At 59.1% G+C, this 17302-nt stretch carries 13 protein-coding genes; 6 read left to right on the top strand and 7 right to left on the bottom strand.

Features of this window, described 5'->3' with window-relative positions; all coding sequences use genetic code 11:
- Positions 1-92: 92 nt before the first annotated feature.
- The 4 genes from BSF79_RS20180 to speB form a co-directional block, all read right to left on the bottom strand.
- Positions 93-227: a hypothetical protein gene (locus BSF79_RS20180; protein ID WP_281248622.1), complete on the bottom strand. Its 135-nt coding sequence runs from the start codon at positions 225-227 to the stop codon at positions 93-95.
- Between the two features lie 33 nt (positions 228-260).
- Positions 261-611 (bottom strand): hypothetical protein, encoded by a 351-nt coding sequence (locus BSF79_RS19980; protein ID WP_139246371.1) that lies wholly within the window; start codon positions 609-611, stop codon positions 261-263.
- Positions 612-832: 221 nt separating this feature from the next.
- Positions 833-2875, bottom strand: a complete 2043-nt coding sequence (locus BSF79_RS02380) for an ASKHA domain-containing protein (RefSeq protein WP_090267781.1) — start codon at positions 2873-2875, stop codon at positions 833-835.
- Positions 2876-3040: 165 nt separating this feature from the next.
- Entirely contained in the window at positions 3041-4000 is a 960-nt protein-coding gene (gene speB / locus BSF79_RS02375) for an agmatinase (RefSeq protein ID WP_090267892.1), read from the bottom strand.
- A gap of 132 nt (positions 4001-4132) precedes the next feature.
- On the opposite strand from speB, the gene guaB reads away from it, so the two are divergent.
- The 3 genes from guaB (at position 4133) to BSF79_RS02360 (ending at position 9184) form a co-directional block, all read left to right on the top strand.
- On the top strand, positions 4133-5581 hold the full coding sequence (gene guaB / locus BSF79_RS02370) for an IMP dehydrogenase (protein ID WP_090267778.1): 1449 nt from the start codon (positions 4133-4135) through the stop codon (positions 5579-5581).
- A gap of 40 nt (positions 5582-5621) precedes the next feature.
- The gene (locus BSF79_RS02365; protein WP_090267775.1) at positions 5622-6779 is read left to right on the top strand and encodes an RsmB/NOP family class I SAM-dependent RNA methyltransferase; all 1158 of its coding nucleotides are present in this window, start codon (positions 5622-5624) and stop codon (positions 6777-6779) included.
- Positions 6780-6925: 146 nt separating this feature from the next.
- A complete protein-coding gene (locus BSF79_RS02360) occupies positions 6926-9184 on the top strand; it encodes a hybrid sensor histidine kinase/response regulator (RefSeq protein ID WP_090267773.1) in 2259 nt (752 codons plus the stop codon).
- Between the two features lie 215 nt (positions 9185-9399).
- Here the strand turns inward: BSF79_RS02360 and BSF79_RS02355 are convergent, their stop codons facing one another.
- On the bottom strand, positions 9400-9996 hold the full coding sequence (locus tag BSF79_RS02355) for a gamma-glutamyl kinase (protein ID WP_090267770.1): 597 nt from the start codon (positions 9994-9996) through the stop codon (positions 9400-9402).
- 195 nt (positions 9997-10191) lie between these two features.
- Between BSF79_RS02355 and recA the strand changes: the two genes are divergently transcribed.
- The 3 genes from recA (at position 10192) to BSF79_RS02340 (ending at position 14343) form a co-directional block, all read left to right on the top strand.
- Positions 10192-11265 (top strand): recombinase RecA, encoded by a 1074-nt coding sequence (gene recA / locus BSF79_RS02350; RefSeq protein WP_090267768.1) that lies wholly within the window; start codon positions 10192-10194, stop codon positions 11263-11265.
- 126 nt (positions 11266-11391) lie between these two features.
- Positions 11392-14052: an alanine--tRNA ligase gene (gene alaS, locus BSF79_RS02345; RefSeq protein ID WP_090267766.1), complete on the top strand. Its 2661-nt coding sequence runs from the start codon at positions 11392-11394 to the stop codon at positions 14050-14052.
- Positions 14053-14055: 3 nt separating this feature from the next.
- On the top strand, positions 14056-14343 hold the full coding sequence (locus BSF79_RS02340) for a DUF1330 domain-containing protein (RefSeq protein WP_090267764.1): 288 nt from the start codon (positions 14056-14058) through the stop codon (positions 14341-14343).
- A 54-nt stretch (positions 14344-14397) separates the two neighbouring features.
- Here BSF79_RS02340 and typA read toward each other — a convergent pair whose 3' ends face one another.
- Positions 14398-16215: a translational GTPase TypA gene (gene typA / locus BSF79_RS02335; RefSeq protein ID WP_090267762.1), complete on the bottom strand. Its 1818-nt coding sequence runs from the start codon at positions 16213-16215 to the stop codon at positions 14398-14400.
- A 71-nt stretch (positions 16216-16286) separates the two neighbouring features.
- Complete coding sequence (locus tag BSF79_RS02330; RefSeq protein WP_090267760.1) at positions 16287-17264, bottom strand: GNAT family N-acetyltransferase; 978 nt, start codon at positions 17262-17264, stop codon at positions 16287-16289.
- Positions 17265-17302: the final 38 nt, after the last annotated feature.

Genomic DNA, 17302 nt, shown 5'->3' with positions numbered 1-17302 from the left:
GACCCAACATGGGCATCGGCGGCGTGACACCCGCTATGAAACTGAAAACAGCCGCGTGAATTCTACGGCTGGACCCCATTAAAATGGGGGGATTACCCTCGCACTGCCTGATGTGCCATGATCAGGTCTTCAATGTCGTCCGAACCGCCCACCTCACGGGGCAGCGCATCGGTCATCTCTTGCGCAGCTTTACCGGATTGCGACGAATGCGCCTCGTCAATGATCACCGCGAAGTTCTTGGCGGATTGCCCTGAGATGGTTTACAGGTGTTCTGTGCGGAATTTCTGGATGGTCGGGATGATGATGCGCGCGCCGCCCTCTATGGCTTGTTTCTGGTCGCGTGGCGTGCCGTCGATATTCTTGACCACACCAGCGGTTTGCGCAAAGCCGCCAAACACTAGGCGGTCGGTCACGATGATCGCCGTGTCGAACAGCGGGCCGTCCTCGTCGTCATGCAGATTGATGATCTGATGCGCCGCCCATGCAATGGTATTTGATTTGCCAGACCCTGCACTGTTCTGAGTTAGGCCGTTCTGTCCACCGCCCTTGGTCTTTGCATCAGTCAGCAGTTTATGCACCGCATCCAATTGCTGATATGTGAGGACTATCAAGACCGCTTTGCCGAATAACGCAGGAGCAGTTGCATCTGTTGCGGCCCAGATGGGCACTTTTAGGCAAATTGTAATGCACTGGGTTGGCGCTCAGGAGTCTTGTGCGGACACTGAGTTGTTGGCGGGCTATCTTGAAAAGCCGGGTTTCGGGCGTGTGCAGTGGCGGCATCGCCGTACTCATATCGCAGATATCAAAAGCCAATCGGGCGGGCACTTTGGGGTTAGCGGCGTCGGCGCCTGCGGCCAGACCCATCTTCGGCTTCGCCTTTGGTGTTGAAGCTGACATCGGGCAGGGTGACGATCTGTGCCAGTTCGGGGAAGGGTTCGGTCGCATGTGGGATGGCGTTGGCGGCGACAAAATGTTCCTGAAATCGCGGTTCGATAGCGGTTTCGACTTTGGTGATCTGATGCACTGTCTGTTCGATCTCGGCGCGAGATGCGATGTTGCACAGCGCGATGCGGGCGCCGGTGCCAGCGGCGTTGCCTGCACTGAGAACCTTGTCGAGCGGTACATCCGGGATCATGCCCAGCACCATGGCATGCTTGGGGCTGATATGGGCACCAAAGGCACCGGCAAGCACAACGCGGTCCACCTTGTCGACGCCCATTTCATCCATTAACAGCCGCGCGCCGGCGTAGAGCGCGGATTTGGCAAGTTGGATGGCGCGGATGTCGCCTTGGGTTATGGTGATCAATGGGCCACCGGAGGCAGTGCCGTCCCAAAGAGTATAGGCGTGAGTGCGGCCTTGAGGCACGCTGCGGCGCGTGCCGGTCTGGGTGGCGGAACCGATCAGGCCGGAGGGATCAAGCAGGCCTGCTATGCGCATTTCGGCCACGGCCTCGATAATCCCAGAGCCGCATATGCCGGTGATCCCAGTCGCGGCGGAGGCCTCGGCAAAGCCGGGGTCATTCGACCACAAATCACAGCCGATGATGGTAAAGCGGGGGTCCTTGGTCACCGGGTCAATTTCAACGCGTTCGATGGCGCCGGGTGCGGCGCGCTGGCCGCTGCTGATCTGGGCACCCTCAAAGGCGGGGCCAGTGGGCGATGAGCAGGCCAGTACGCGGGAGGTGTTCCCGAGCAGGATTTCCGCATTGGTGCCAACATCAATGATCAGCACCAGATCTTTGGATTTGTTGGGTTCTTCCGACAACGCCACGGCAGCAGCGTCGGCGCCAACATGGCCCGCAATACAGGGCAGAATATAGACATGGGCGCGCGGATTGAGCGTAGTCAGGTCAAGCTGGGTTGCGGGCAGAGACATCGAGTCAGAAGTCGCCAGCGCAAAGGGGGCTTGCCCAAGTTCGACCGGATCGATGCCCAGAAGCAGGTGATGCATGACCGGGTTGCAGACAAAGACCGCCTCAAAAATCAGGGCGGGGTCGATGCCTGCCTCGGTCGTCAGTGACTGGGTTAGCCCGTTGAGTGCAGTGCGCACGGCGGCGGTCATTTCGCGGTCGCCGCCGGGGTTCATCATCGCATAGGAGACGCGGCTCATCAGATCTTCGCCAAAGCGGATCTGCGGGTTCATCACACCCGCCGACGTCAGCACGCGGCCATCGTTCAGGTCACAAAGATGGGCGGCGATGGTGGTGGAACCGAGATCAATTGCCAGCCCGTAGAGCCCGCCTTCGTGCAGGCCCGGCCATATGTCGAGCAGTCGGGCGGGGCCGCCGTGGTGATCGCGGTAAAGTGCAACTGTGACCTGCCAGTTTCCCTTGCGCAGGGTAGGTTGCAGTTTCGATAGCACCGAGAGATCGGCGCGAAGGCTCTCGATCTGCCATTGCTCGCGCAGCGCCCGGGACAGCCGCTCGAGATCGCCGGTGGGTTCGTCCATATCCGGTTCCTGCACCTCGACGAAGTAAAGCCGTGTGGCAGGGTCCATAGTGATGGCGCGGGCCGAGGCGGCCTTGCGGATAACCTGCCGGTGGACTTGGGATTCTGGCGGGACATCGATAATGACATCGCCCTGAATGGTTGCCTGACAGCCAAGGCGGCGACCGGGGGTAAGGCCGCGTTTGTCCTGATACCGCTGTTCGACGCTGTTCCAGTCTGACAGCGCGTTGGGGGCGACACTTACACCATGTTTGGGAAATTCACCGTAGGAGGGGGTGATTTGGCATTTTGAACAGATACCACGACCGCCACATACGGAGTCGAGATCAACGCCAAGCTGTCGAGCGGCGGTCAGCACCGGGGTGCCGACGGGAAAATGGCCGCGTTTGCCGGAGGGGGTAAAGATCACGAGAGGGTCGGTGGTCATGGGCTGTGCCTGTTCTGTTCGCTTAGGTGCAGAATATGGCGCTGCGCGGAAAGGGAAAGGCGCGGAGCGGCAATTTCTGGCGATAGCGCGTCATTTCACATTCCAAGCCCGGAGGCGAGGGGGGATGCCTCCGGCGGGGATATTTGGAAAATGTGAACGCGAGGTTCAGGTGAAGCCGCGGGCGTGGAAGATGAAACCGAGCGTGTTGAGTAGGAGTTGTGCGGCGAGAATCGCGGTGGAGCCGGTAGGGTCATAGTCAGGCGCGACCTCGACCAGATCAATGCCGACGATGGGGTGGGTTTGGGCGGTCAGTTGCAGCAGCTCGAGTACCTCGTAGTACAGAAAACCACCGTGGCTGGGCGTGCCGGTCCCGGGCGCAATGGAGGGGCAGAAGGCATCGATATCAAGGGTGATATAGACCGGGGCGCCTGTGGGAATACGCTGCGTGAGTTGAGTCGGGCCAAGTTTGCGGGCTTGGCGAACCGACAGGATATCGGACCCCATGGCGCGGGCATCCTCATAGCCTTCGCGGGCTGTGGAGGAGACATTGCGGATGCCGACTTGCGTGAGGCCAGAGACATACGGCTTTTCGGCGGCGCGGCGCATCGGGTTGCCGTGGCCAAAGCGGACGCCGTGGCGTTCATCGACGAAATCGAGGTGGGCGTCGATTTGCAGGATGTGAAAGGGGGGCTGTTCGGCGAAGGCATTGATGCAGGGGATATTGACTGAGTGATCGCCGCCGATGGTGACGGGCAGGGCGCCTGCGGCCAAGGCGGCGCGCACGCCGATCTCGATATTGGCATGGGATCGCGCAGTGTCGGTATGCACGATGTCGGCGTCGCCCATATCAACGATGCGGACCGAGCCGGGCAGATACGTGGCATCATCTTCATGGTCATAAGCACCAGCGTGGCCGAAGCTGAAGAGGGTCGACGCCTCGCGCACCGCGCGGGGGCCAAAACGCGCGCCTGGGCGCCACTGGGTGCCGGCGTCAAAGGGCGCGCCGAGGACGCAGACATCGGCATCAAGCGTGGACCACTCGGCGACATATGGGCGTTTGCCGAAGGTTGAGATGCCGACGAACGGCAGATCGAGTCGCCCGCTTTCATATCCATGTGCTGTCATTGTCGGCTCCTTGTTGCGGTTTGGGCGAGGGTGGCCGCGAATACACCGGGCGGCAAGGATGAATTGGGGTTTCCCCTTGGGGGTATCCATGCAATAGGGAAGCGCCAAACGATCTGTCCATGGAGATGCCAAATGGAGATTCGTGAGGCTCTGACCTTCGATGATGTTCTACTCGTTCCCGCTGCGTCCAATGTTCTGCCCTCGACGGCGGATACACGGACACGTGTGACCCAATCTATTGCCCTGAATATTCCCTTGCTGAGCTCGGCAATGGACACGGTGACAGAGGCGCGGATGGCGATTGCCATGGCGCAGGCGGGCGGCATGGGCGTGATCCACCGCAACCTGACGGTGGATGAGCAGCAAAAAGAAGTGCGCCGTGTCAAGCGGTTCGAGAGCGGGATTGTGTACAACCCGATCACCCTGACCCCGGATCAGACGCTGGCAGATGCCAAGGTGTTGCAGGAACGCTATCGCGTGACCGGATTTCCCGTGGTGAATGAAAAGGGTTTGGTGGTTGGGATCGTGACCAACCGCGATATGCGCTTTGCCACCTCGGATGATACACCGGTCAAGGTGATGATGTCGCGTGATAATCTGGCGATGCTGACTGAACCTGCGGATCTGGAAGAGGCCAAGAGCCTGATGAAGGCGCGGCGGATCGAGAAGCTGTTGGTGACCGATGGCAAGGGCAAGCTGACCGGGTTGCTGACGCTGAAGGATACCGAACAGGCGGTTTTGAACCCGACGGCCTGTAAGGATAGCCTCGGGCGTTTGCGGGTTGCGGCGGCCTCGACCGTGGGGGATGCGGGATTTGAACGCACCCAGGCCTTGATCGAGGCGGGTGCCGATATGGTGGTGATTGACACCGCGCATGGCCATTCCGAAGGGGTGGCGATTGCGGTGGCACGGGCCAAGGCGATTTCCAACGAGGTGCAGATCGTGGCGGGCAATGTGGCCACCGGTGAGGCGACGCGCGCGCTGATTGGTGCCGGTGCGGATGCGGTGAAGGTGGGGATCGGGCCGGGCTCGATCTGTACTACGCGGATGGTTGCCGGTGTTGGCGTGCCACAGCTGACGGCGATCATGGATTGCGCCCAGGCGGCGGGCGATGTGCCGGTGATTGCCGATGGTGGCATCAAATTCTCGGGTGATTTTGCCAAGGCGATTGCGGCGGGCGCGTCCTGTGCCATGGTTGGCTCGATGATTGCGGGAACTGATGAAAGCCCCGGCGAAGTTATTCTTTATCAAGGCCGTAGCTTCAAAAGCTATCGTGGCATGGGCAGCCTTGGGGCCATGGCACGCGGGTCTGCTGATCGATATTTCCAGAAGGATGCGGCCAGCGACAAGCTGGTGCCCGAAGGGATCGAGGGGCAGGTGCCTTATAAGGGAAGCGCCAATGCGGTGATCCATCAGTTGGTCGGGGGCTTGCGGGCGGCGATGGGCTATACCGGCTGCGCGACCGTGGCCGAAATGCGCAAGAATTGCACCTTTGTGAAGATCACGGGGGCCGGGTTGACTGAAAGCCACGTCCATGATGTGCAGATAACACGGGAAAGCCCAAACTACCGTATTGGCTGATTAAACAATGCTTTGCGGCGTTAAGTTAAGGTAACATATTATGACGCCAGCAGCGCGTATTCAAACTGCAGCCGAGCTGTTGGGCGAGGTTCTTTCCGGGGTTCCGGCGGAAAAGGTTCTGACCAGTTGGGCGCGGCGATCACGTTTCGCCGGGTCCAAGGATCGGGTGGCGGTGCGCGATCATGTGTTCGATGCGCTACGCTGCCGACGGTCCTGCGCCGCACTTGGCGGGGCAATGACCGGTCGCGGGATCATGCTTGGCTGGTTGCGTATGCAGGGGGGGGATCCGGCGCCGTTGTTCACCGGCGGCCAGTACACGCCTGCGGTCTTGAGCGAGGCTGAGTTGGCGGGCGGCCGCGTGCCGGACGGGGCCGAGGCACTGGACCTGCCGGATTGGCTTTTACCGCTGTTTCGCGAGGGCTTGGGCAATCAGGCCGAGGCGGTAGCGTTGAGTTTGCGTGAACGGGCGCCGGTGATGTTGCGGGTGAACTTGCGTTTGACGGATCCTGCGGGGGCGATTTCCGCACTGGCAGAGGGCGGGATCATGGCCGAGCCTGACGCGATTTCACGGACAGCGTTGCGGGTTTTGGACGGCGCACGCAAGGTGTCAGGTAGCCGCGCCTATGCCGACGGGCTTGTAGAGTTGCAGGATGGCGCGAGCCAAGCTGTCGCGGATGAGCTCAACCTCGTAGATGGCTCAAAAGTATTAGATTTATGCGCAGGCGGAGGCGGTAAGACCTTGGCCATGGCTGGGCTATCGCGGGCACAATTTTATGCTTATGATGCCAATCCACAGCGGATGCGCGACCTGCCTGCGCGTGCCGAACGCGCAGGTGTCGTGGTGAACATTCTGGACGATGCCGGGGATGCGGCGCCTTACGATCTGGTACTATGTGATGCGCCCTGTTCGGGCAGCGGGGCGTGGCGGCGCGCACCTGAGGGGAAGTGGCTGCTGAGCGCCGAAGGGTTGGCCGATCTGAACCGCACACAGGATGAGATTCTGGACCGTGCGGCGGGCTTGGTTGCGCCAGCGGGCGAGCTTGCCTATGTGACCTGTTCGGTACTGGCGCGAGAAAACTTGCAACGTATCGAGGCGTTTATTGCACGCAATCCGGGATGGCGGGTTTTGTCAGAGCGACAATGGCTGCCGGGGCCGTCGGGTGATGGGTTTTACCTGTCGCGCTTGACGCAGGGCTGATTTCATACAACCGTAGAGAGAGGCTGGCCTGAGTTAAGCTTCGGTTAACTGTTCGTGCGCCTAATGCATATGGGCGAATCAATACGGGGGCTGCCTTGGCATATACAGTGTTCTCTTCCGGTCCATTGAGACGAGGCACAGGGCGGATGGCACAATTCTCGCTGGTGTTGGCTGGGTTGGGAGTCGCGTGCCTGATTGGTGCATTGCGCTATGCCGAGTCCTCTGTTGGTTTGGCGCTGATGGCTGCCGGGGCAAGCATGATAGCGATGGTTGTCCTGACGCAGGTGGTCAGGGCCGCGCATCGCCTGTTGAGGCGACGCACACTTGCCCAAGTTGCGGGGTTTGTTGAGCATGACGCCGCCGCCAGTTTTGTAACAGACGTTTTGGGGACGGTCGTATATTTCAATAGTGCGGCGCGGGCGCAGTTTGATTTGTCGGGCCAGACGACGCTGGCATCGGTATTGCAGGAAGTGTTCGCAAACCCCTCGGGAGTTTTGATGCGTCTGCAAGCGCGTGCAGACGCAGAGGCCGGAGCAACTGAAGATGTTGTAACGCGGCGCGGTCATATCCGACTGAATGTGCATAGGGTCCGCCACGACGGGTATTTGTGGCGGGTTGAAGTTATTGGAGAAGGGCAAGTAAGGGCGCGGTCTGGCGTGGGGTCTGGTCTGCCAATGCTGACTGTTGGGCGCGGTGGAACGATCTTGTTCATGAATGATGCCGCGCGGCAATTTGTCGGCGAGCGCACGCGTACACTTGATCGAATTTTCCCAGAATTGCCGTTGCGGCTGGGGAAAGAGAACCGAGTTTCCGGTGCCGCAGGAGTTGGCCGATGCATGGTTCACGAAGCACCAGGCAGCGCTGGACGTCGCGAGGTCTATTTTATGCCTGTGCAGAAAGAAGCGCTTGCAACGGAAGCCAGCAAGGCAGCTCTTGATGCCCTGCCTGTTGCTGTGTTGCGGTTGGGGAGCGAGGGCGAAATTCTGATGTCCAATCGGCTCGCACGCGATCTGCTCGGGATTCCCGATACGGATGGCCGTTGGTTGCCGCAGATGATGGAGGGGCTGGGCCGATCCATTACCGATTGGTTGGATGATGCGGCAATGGGGCGCGGACTGAACGCATCAGAGTTCTTACGGCTGAAACGCACTGACCGCGAGGTGTTTGTACAGGTGTCGCTCAATCGGGTGCATGATGCGGAAGGGAAGGCACTTATTGCAGTATTGCACGACGCAACCGAGCTAAAAAGCCTTGAGGCTCAGTTTGTACAAAGCCAGAAGATGCAGGCCATTGGCGAGTTGGCCGGGGGCGTGGCACATGATTTCAATAATCTTCTTACGGCGATCTCGGGGCATTGTGATCTGTTGCTGCTCCGGCATGATCAGGGCGATCCGGATTATGGGGATCTGGTGCAAATCAACCAGAATGCCAACCGCGCAGCGGCGCTTGTCGGTCAGTTACTGGCCTTTTCCCGTAAACAGACCCTGAGGCCCGAAGTGTTGGATATGCGTGAAACGCTGGCCGATCTGACGCATCTTCTAAATCGGCTGGTGGGCGAGAAAGTCACGCTGTCGTTGAGCCATGATCCCGCGCCGCGCACGATCCGCGCCGATAAGCGACAGCTGGAACAGGTGCTGATGAATTTGGTGGTGAATGCCCGAGATGCGATGCCGACAGGTGGAGATATTCGCATTGAGACGGAGACGCGCGGCCTGTCTGAGCCGATTGAGCGCGACCGCGCAGTCGTTCCAGTCGGCGAGTATGTGGCGGTTTGCGTGTCTGACGATGGCTGCGGGATTGCCCCTGACCGGCTGCAAAAGGTGTTTGAGCCATTTTACACAACCAAACGCACAGGCGAAGGTACTGGTTTGGGCCTGTCGACGGTTTATGGGATCGTAAAGCAAAGTGGTGGCTTCATTTTCGTTGATAGCGTCCTTGGTCGCGGAACATGTTTCACCTTGCTGTTTCCCGTCTATGAAGGGAAAGAAGCTCTCTCTCCGGTGGAGGGCAGGATATCTGCACCGGTTGCAGCGAGACATGGCGATGGGGTTGTTTTGTTGGTCGAGGATGAAGCGCCGGTGCGGGCATTTGCCTCTCGGGCCCTTCGTCTGCGAGGATATACTGTAATTGAAGCCGAGTCGGCAGAGGATGCGCTGAGCGTTCTTCAAGATCCCGAGTTGAGCGTGGATATTTTTGTCACCGACGTTATCATGCCGGGCATGGACGGGCCAACTTGGGTGCGCGAGGCGCTTAAGGACCGCCCTGGCGCACGGGTGGTCTTTGTTTCAGGTTATGCTGAGGATGCTTTTGATGACAGTAGCCGACGTATTCCGAATTCGGTGTTTTTGCCCAAACCGTTTTCTTTGAATGACTTGACAGAGACTGTGCAGCGCCAGTTGCATTGAGCCTCGCTCGTGGCCTTAAATGCTATTGCAGCGCTATCGAGAGGCTGCTCTCGCAAAGGGCGGACAACGGAATCCCGTTTCTGCGGACGCGCAGACCGTTCGGACGCTCAAAGAACAGAACGGTCTTGAGATGGCTGTTGGGCAGAGCGGAAAACACGGGACCTCAGCGCGACAAAAATACCGAAATGTTGCTTCCAAGCGAAGGTCGCGCTTGGTCAGTTGCCAATACTGTTCCAAAGCTCGAATTCAGCAGCACATTTTTGGCGTAACTTCTGCGCCGTTGCCTTGGAGAGGGTCAGGTCCATGACCGGCGAGACGTTCTCGCGCGACAGGTCAAGGTGCAGTGAAAGTCGGCTTTCGAGGAAGGAAATCAGGCGCGGTTGGTTTTCATAACGAAACAGATGGGTCACGCACGTGCCGTTAGGGCGCGGCTCCAGAAATTTGGCCTGGCTACCGACATTGGCAAACCCAGGAGTCTTGTTCTCTGCGTAGGCGTCTACAAAGGCGTCGAAGCTGATATCATGGGTGGAATTGGGCTTTCCCAACATGAACGGCCTGCGTCGATATCGATACCAGCTTCCAAGCCAGCTGATGGGCTCGCGCATCACTGCAAATGTTTCCAGCTCGGCCTTGCAGGCCTTTTCAAACATCGGGCGAAAGAAGCGGTTGTAGCGATAAACCGGCGCATGCTTCAGTTCAGGCGGGTCGAGAATCACCATGGATGCGTGTGGCGCCAGTGCCATCTCATATGCGGTCGTCCCGGTTTTGGGGACGGAAAGAAATACGAGTTTTTCCTTCCAAAACACTAGCATAAACGCTCCTTTCCCAAAGCCGGGCCATTTCAGAATTAGTGTAAACCATTCTTTAACCTTGCTGGGTCAAATTCAACACATGAAATTTCAAGTTGCAATGTTCCCATTTTGTGCTCATAGAGGTGATGGGAACAAGATGAGAACATGAAGCAGTGATTGCCGGCCGGTGGCGGGTATGGGATAAGGAAGCGAACAATGGCAGCGGCAGATCTTCTATCCATGGACAGCAAAAAAAACGCAGACAAGAAAAAGGCACTGGACAGCGCCTTGGCTCAGATCGAACGTCAGTTCGGCAAGGGGTCCATCATGAAGCTCGGCGACGAGAATGCCGTGCAGGAGATCGAATCCACATCGACGGGATCTCTGGGGCTAGATATTGCGCTTGGTATTGGCGGGTTGCCCAAGGGGCGCGTTGTCGAAATTTACGGCCCGGAAAGCTCTGGTAAAACCACTCTGACGCTGCATTGCGTGGCGGAGGAGCAGAAAAAGGGTGGGGTTTGCGCCTTTGTTGACGCCGAACACGCACTGGATCCGCTTTATGCGCGAAAACTGGGCGTCAACTTGGATGAGTTGCTGATCAGCCAGCCAGACACAGGCGAACAAGCGCTAGAGATAGTGGACACGTTGGTGCGATCTGGCGCTGTCAGCATGATCGTGGTTGATTCTGTGGCCGCCTTGACTCCGAAAAGTGAGTTGGAGGGGGACATGGGGGACAGCAGCGTCGGTGTTCATGCCCGCTTGATGAGCCAGGCAATGCGGAAGCTGACAGGATCAATCAGTCGGACCAAGTGCACGGTTGTGTTCATTAACCAGATTCGGATGAAAATTGGCGTCATGTTCGGGAGCCCGGAAACCACGACGGGTGGCAATGCGTTGAAATTTTATAGCTCGGTTCGACTTGATATTCGCCGTATCGGTTCGATCAAGGATCGTGACGAGGTGGTCGGGAACTCGACCCGGGTCAAAGTGGTCAAGAACAAGGTGGCGCCGCCGTTCAAGCAAGTTGAATTTGACATCATGTATGGCGAAGGAATTTCCAAGACCGGCGAATTGTTGGACTTGGGGGTTAAGGCCGGTGTGGTCGAGAAGTCGGGGGCTTGGTTCAGTTATGCCGATGAACGTCTGGGGCAAGGCCGTGAAAACTCGAAGCTGTTTTTGAAGGACAACCCGAAAGTGGCGATGGAGATTGAAGATAAAATCCGCGCGGCACATGGGCTGGAGTTCAACATGAACGAGGATGGCGGCGAGTCCGATATTCTCGAAGCTTAAGCAGTATGCAGGACTGATTTGGGGCCGTGGCTTGAGAAAGCCACTGGCCCTTTTACTTGCTGTGGACACGGGGGGCGCGGGGGGATAAATCTGCGTGACCTTTGCTTTGCCCGGGAAGACCCATCCATGCCGACGCTGAATGACATCCGTTCGACTTTTCTGAACTATTTTCAGAAACAGGGGCACGAGATCGTGCCGTCCAGCCCTCTTGTTCCCCGGAACGATCCGACTTTGATGTTTACCAATTCGGGAATGGTGCAGTTCAAGAATTTGTTCACCGGGGTCGAGCATCGCGACTATAAGCGTGCGACTTCGGCGCAGAAATGTGTGAGGGCGGGTGGCAAGCACAATGATTTGGACAATGTTGGCTATACCGCGCGGCATCATACGTTCTTCGAGATGCTCGGAAATTTCAGCTTCGGGGATTATTTTAAATCTGATGCGATCCCGTTCGCTTGGGAACTGATCACCAAAGAGCTGGATATTCCAAAAGACCGTCTGTTGGTGACAGTGTACCACACCGATGACGAGGCCGCAGAGATGTGGAAAAAGGTGGCGGGATTGAGTGATGACAAGATCATCCGCATCCCGACAAATGACAACTTCTGGATGATGGGACCGACCGGGCCGTGCGGGCCGTGCACAGAGATTTTCTTCGACCACGGTGATCATATCTGGGGCGGGCCTCCGGGTAGCCCAGAGGAAGATGGCGACCGGTTTGTCGAGATTTGGAACCTCGTTTTCATGCAGTACGAGCAGTTCGAGGATGGCACACGCCGCGATCTGCCGAACCAATCGATTGACACCGGAATGGGGATCGAACGTGTCGCGGCGCTGCTGCAGGGGACGAACGATAACTATGCAACCGACCTGATCCGCAGCCTGATTGAGGCCAGCGCAAATGCAACTTCGACCGATCCGGATGGCCCGGGCAAGATGCATCACCGGGTGATTGCGGATCATTTGCGTTCGACCTCGTTTTTGATCGCGGATGGCGTCATGCCGTCGAACGATGGGCGTGGCTATGTTCTGCGCCGGATCATGCGGCGCGCCATGCGCCATGCGCATTTGCTGGGTGCGAAAGATCCGCTGATGCACCAACTCGTGCCCGCTTTGGTGGGGCAGATGGGGGCGGCCTATCCTGAACTGGGGCAGGCTCAGGCGCTGATCGAGGAAACGCTGAAGCTGGAGGAAACTCGGTTCAAGCAAACGCTTGACCGCGGATTGAAGTTGCTGGACGACGAACTGGGCGATTTACCCGAAGGAGCAGCGTTGCCGGGCGAGGCTGCATTCAAGCTTTATGATACTTTCGGGTTTCCGCTGGATTTGACACAAGATGCGCTGCGCGAGAAGGGGCGTGCGGTGGACACTGACGGGTTTGATGCGGCAATGGCCGAGCAGAAGGCCAAGGCGCGTGCCGCTTGGGCTGGTTCAGGTGAAGCTGCGGATGCCACGATTTGGTTTGACGTCGCTGACAAGCATGGTGCGACGGATTTTTTGGGCTACGATACAGAAACCGCCGAGGCGCAGGTTGTGGCTCTGATCAAGGATGGAGCCGAAGTTGCCAAGGCCACGAAAGGCGAAACCGTACAGATCGCGCTGAACCAGACGCCGTTTTACGCGGAAAGCGGCGGTCAGGTGGGCGACACCGGGATGATCCGGGGCGAAGGTGGTGTCGCCCGGATAACTGACACGCGGAAATCGGCAGGTGTATTTATTCATTTCGCCGAGGTAACCGAGGGCGAGATTTCCAAGGGGGCAGCGGTCGCACTAGAGGTCGACCACGCGCGGCGGACGGCCATTCGTGCCAACCACTCGGCGACACATTTGCTGCACGAGGCACTGCGCGAAACGTTGGGCGCGCATGTCGCGCAGCGCGGATCGTTGAATGCGCCAGACCGACTGCGGTTTGATTTTAGCCACTCCAAGGCGCTGTCCGATGCCGAACTGAGCAAGGTGACGGCAGATGTGAACGCCTTTATCCGACAGAACAGTCCGGTTGTGACTCGGATCATGACGCCAGACGATGCCCGCGCGATCGGCGCGCAGGCGTTGTTTGGCGAGAAGTACGGTGACGAGGTGCGTGTTGTATCGATGGGGCGTGCGGCGACCGGGAAAGGTCAGGATCGGCAGACCTATTCGCTGGAGCTGTGCGGCGGGACACATGTGAAGCAGACTGGGGATATCGGTATCTGCGTGGTTCTGGGCGATAGCGCGTCCAGCGCAGGCGTGCGCCGGATCGAGGCGTTGACCGGGCAAGCCGCGCTGGATCATTTGCATGATCAGGCCGCGATTTTGGCGTCCGTTTCGGATGCGCTGAAGGCGCCATCGGCGGATGTGGCGGACCGGGTTAAGGCCTTGCTAGACGAGCGGCGGACGCTGTCGAATGAGGTGGCGCAGTTACGCCGCGAATTGGCGATGGCTGGTGGCGCCGGGCAGGGCGGCGCTGCTGAAGTGCGCGAGATCAACGGCGTGAAATTTGTGGCGCAGGTATTGTCGGGCGTATCCGGCAAGGATCTGCCTGCTCTAATTGACGAACACAAACAGCGGCTTGGGTCGGGCGCGGTGCTGCTTATCGCTGATGCCGACGGCAAGGCTGCGGTGGCTGCCGGTGTGACGGCGGACCTGATTGGCACTGTTTCGGCGGTCGATTTGGTCAAGGCGGCCGTACCGGTATTGGGTGGCAAAGGCGGCGGTGGCCGCCCGGATATGGCGCAGGGCGGTGGCAAGGACGTGTCGAACGCTGATGCGGCCATCAAGGCGGCGGAAACCGCGATCGGAGGATAAGAGATGGGCGCACTTTGGATTGCACATGTGACTGTGACGGACGCCGAGGCTTACGGCAAATACGCCGAATTGGCGGGGCCAGCGATCGCCAAGCACGGCGGCACATTTGTTGCGCGCGGCGGCAAGTTCGTTCAGCTTGAGGGCAAGGAACGGCCGCGCAATGTGGTCGCGCGGTTCCCATCGGTAGAAGTGGCTGTGGAGTGCTATCACAGCCCTGAATACCAAGAAGCGCTAAGCCATGCGCGCGGTGCGTCCGAGCGTGAGCTGATGGTGGTTGAGACCTCTGAGTAAGATCTAATACGCAGCAGAAAAAGGGCCTCGGCATTGCTGCCGGGGCCCTTTTTATTAGGTGTTGCGCGCGTGGCGCTTACGTTCGTGCGGATCAAGGTAACGCTTGCGCAGGCGGATCGCGTTCGGCGTCACTTCTACCAATTCGTCATCGTCGATATAGGCAATTGCCTCTTCGAGCGACAGCGTGATTGGCGTGGTCAGGCGCACTGCCTCATCGGTACCCGAGGCGCGTACGTTGGTCAACTGCTTGCCCTTGAGAGGGTTCACTTCAAGGTCGTTGTCGCGGCTGTGCTCGCCGATGACCATGCCCTGATAGACATTTTCCTGAGCGCCGATAAAGAAGCGACCGCGATCTTCGAGTTTCCACAGTGCATAGGCCACAGAGACACCGTTTTCCATCGAGATCAGAACGCCCTGACGGCGACCTGGGATCGGGCCTTTGTGCGGCGCCCAGCTGTGGAACACGCGGTTCAGAACGCCGGTGCCGCGGGTATCGGTCAGGAATTCACCGTGATAGCCGATCAGGCCGCGCGACGGAACATTTGCGATGATGCGCGTCTTGCCCGCGTTTTGCTTCATCTCGACCAGTTCGCCTTTGCGCGTGCCGGTGATTTTTTCGATGACTGCGCCGGAGTATTCGTCATCCACGTCGATGGTGACTTCTTCAATCGGCTCCAGTCGCTCGCCGTTCTCGCCTTCGCGGAACAGAACTTGCGGGCGCGAAATGCTCAGTTCAAAGCCTTCGCGGCGCATGTTTTCAATCAGCACGCCCATCTGAAGTTCGCCACGACCGGCGACCTCAAAGGCGTCACCGCCGGGAGTATCGGTGATTTTGATGGCGACGTTCGATTCGGCTTCTTTCATCAGGCGGTCGCGGATGACGCGGGACTGCACTTTTTTGCCGTCACGGCCTGCCAGCGGAGAATCGTTGATGCCGAAGGTTACGGTAATGGTGGGCGGGTCGATCGGTTGGGCTTCCAGCGGCTCTTCGACAGAGAGGGCACAGATCGTGTCCGACACGGTGGCCTTGGCCATACCGGCCAATGTGACGATGTCACCTGCGACGGCCTCGTCAATTTCCTGCAGCGCGAGGCCACGGAACGCCTGAATTTTCGAAACGCGGAATTGTTCGATCTTCTGGCCGATGCGGCTGATGGCCTGCACGGATGCACCGGCCTTGATGGTGCCGCTTTCGACACGACCGGTCAGCAGGCGACCGACAAATGGGTCGTTGCCAAGCGTGGTGGCCAGCATGCGGAAGGGTTCGTCCTTGTGCTTTTGCTGCTTGGGCGCGGGCACGTGGTTAACGATGAGATTATAGAGCGCGTGCAGGTCCTTGCGCGGCCCGTCCAGTTCAGCATCTGCCCAGCCAGAGCGGCCCGAAGCATACATATGCGGGAAATCCAGCTGATCATCATCGGCACCGAGGGTGGCGAAAAGATCAAAGCATTCGTCCAGCGCGCGGTCGGGCTCGGCGTCGGCTTTGTCGACCTTGTTCAGTACCACGATCGGGCGCAGACCCAAGGCGAGCGCCTTGGAGGTCACGAATTTGGTCTGGGGCATCGGGCCTTCGGCGGCGTCCACCAGCAGCACCACACCGTCGACCATCGACAGGATCCGCTCGACTTCGCCGCCGAAATCGGCGTGGCCTGGGGTGTCAACGATGTTGATGCGGGTGCCTTTCCATTCGACCGAAGTTGCCTTGGCCAGAATGGTGATCCCGCGTTCGCGTTCCAGATCGTTGCTGTCCATCGCGCGTTCGGCGACGGCCTGATTTTCACGGAAAGCGCCGGATTGCTTCAGCAGCTCATCCACCAGCGTAGTCTTGCCGTGGTCAACGTGGGCGATGATGGCGATATTGCGCAGTTCCATGAGATGTCCTTGGGTTGTTCGCGGCTCGGCTATACGGTCTTGTGCCAAAAGGCCAGAGCCAATGGACAGGATCAGGAAATAGTGGCCCCTCCGCCGCATTTCAAGCGGCGGGCTGGGCGCAAAAGACGTCCCAAGGGCGTGACCAGCGGCGCGTCGAGCCATGTATGCCCCAAAGGACGAGCCGTTGCGCCGGAGCCGATTTTGAATCGGGCAAGGCCGGGATTAATGTCCGTCTCTAACGTGCCGAGGTCAAGACCAGTGATTTTCTTGGATCGCAACCAGAGTGACGCGTGCCAGAGAAGCAGGTGATGCGCCGAGGCTGCACGCCCCTGCGGCCCGGTCCAGCCGATATGATAGCTGGCCTGCGGAGGATGCAGTAGAAAAAGCATCGCGGCGATTGGTGTTTCGCCAACCCAGGCGGTGAAAATGCGGGTTTGATGCGGGGCAAGGCGAGACAGGGTCAGCGGAAGAGACAGCGGCAGGTTGGCATAGCGGCGTATGCTGCGCTGTTTGGCCTCTGCCCGAAGCAGCCAGTGGTCTGGGTCGGGCGGCAGCGGCGCATTCATGATACGCAGGCCCTTGCGACCGGCGGCGCGCAGATGGTTGCGCCATTTGGGGTTCTGGGTGGCGAGACGGGTGTCATCATCTGGGCGCAGGTCAAGCGTGGCGATGTGTTGCGGAGTAATCAGCGCGCTGTGACCAAGGGTATGGTGGGCGGTGTCCTGATACGGGGTCTCGGCATTCGCGATCAGCGCAACGGGGCCAAGCGCAGGCAGGGTGTGTCGCAGCAGGTGCAGCGTGGTTCGTTGCTGTGCGGGGCTGGGCGGCTGTGCCCAGACCGGGCCGCGCGGCAGATAGGCCAATGTGCCAAGCCTCCCAGCAGAGCGCAGGATCAACTGCGCCTGGGCCAGATCCCTCCCGCTGTCGGTCAGGCGAGCATGGATCACACGCCGCCCCAGCGCGGTCAACGCAGTGGCATAGGCGGCGCTTTGCGGCAGCGGAGCGGGCAGGCCGGTCGGCGCGGCGGTGTCGGACCAGTGACATTCCATGTCTCTGTTAACGCTATGAACACCTAAGACGTGGTTAA

The sequence above is a fragment of the Thalassovita taeanensis genome (assembly GCF_900110775.1).
GTDB lineage: Bacteria > Pseudomonadota > Alphaproteobacteria > Rhodobacterales > Rhodobacteraceae > Litorimicrobium > Litorimicrobium taeanense.
This window is presented reverse-complemented; position numbering and strand designations above follow the sequence as displayed.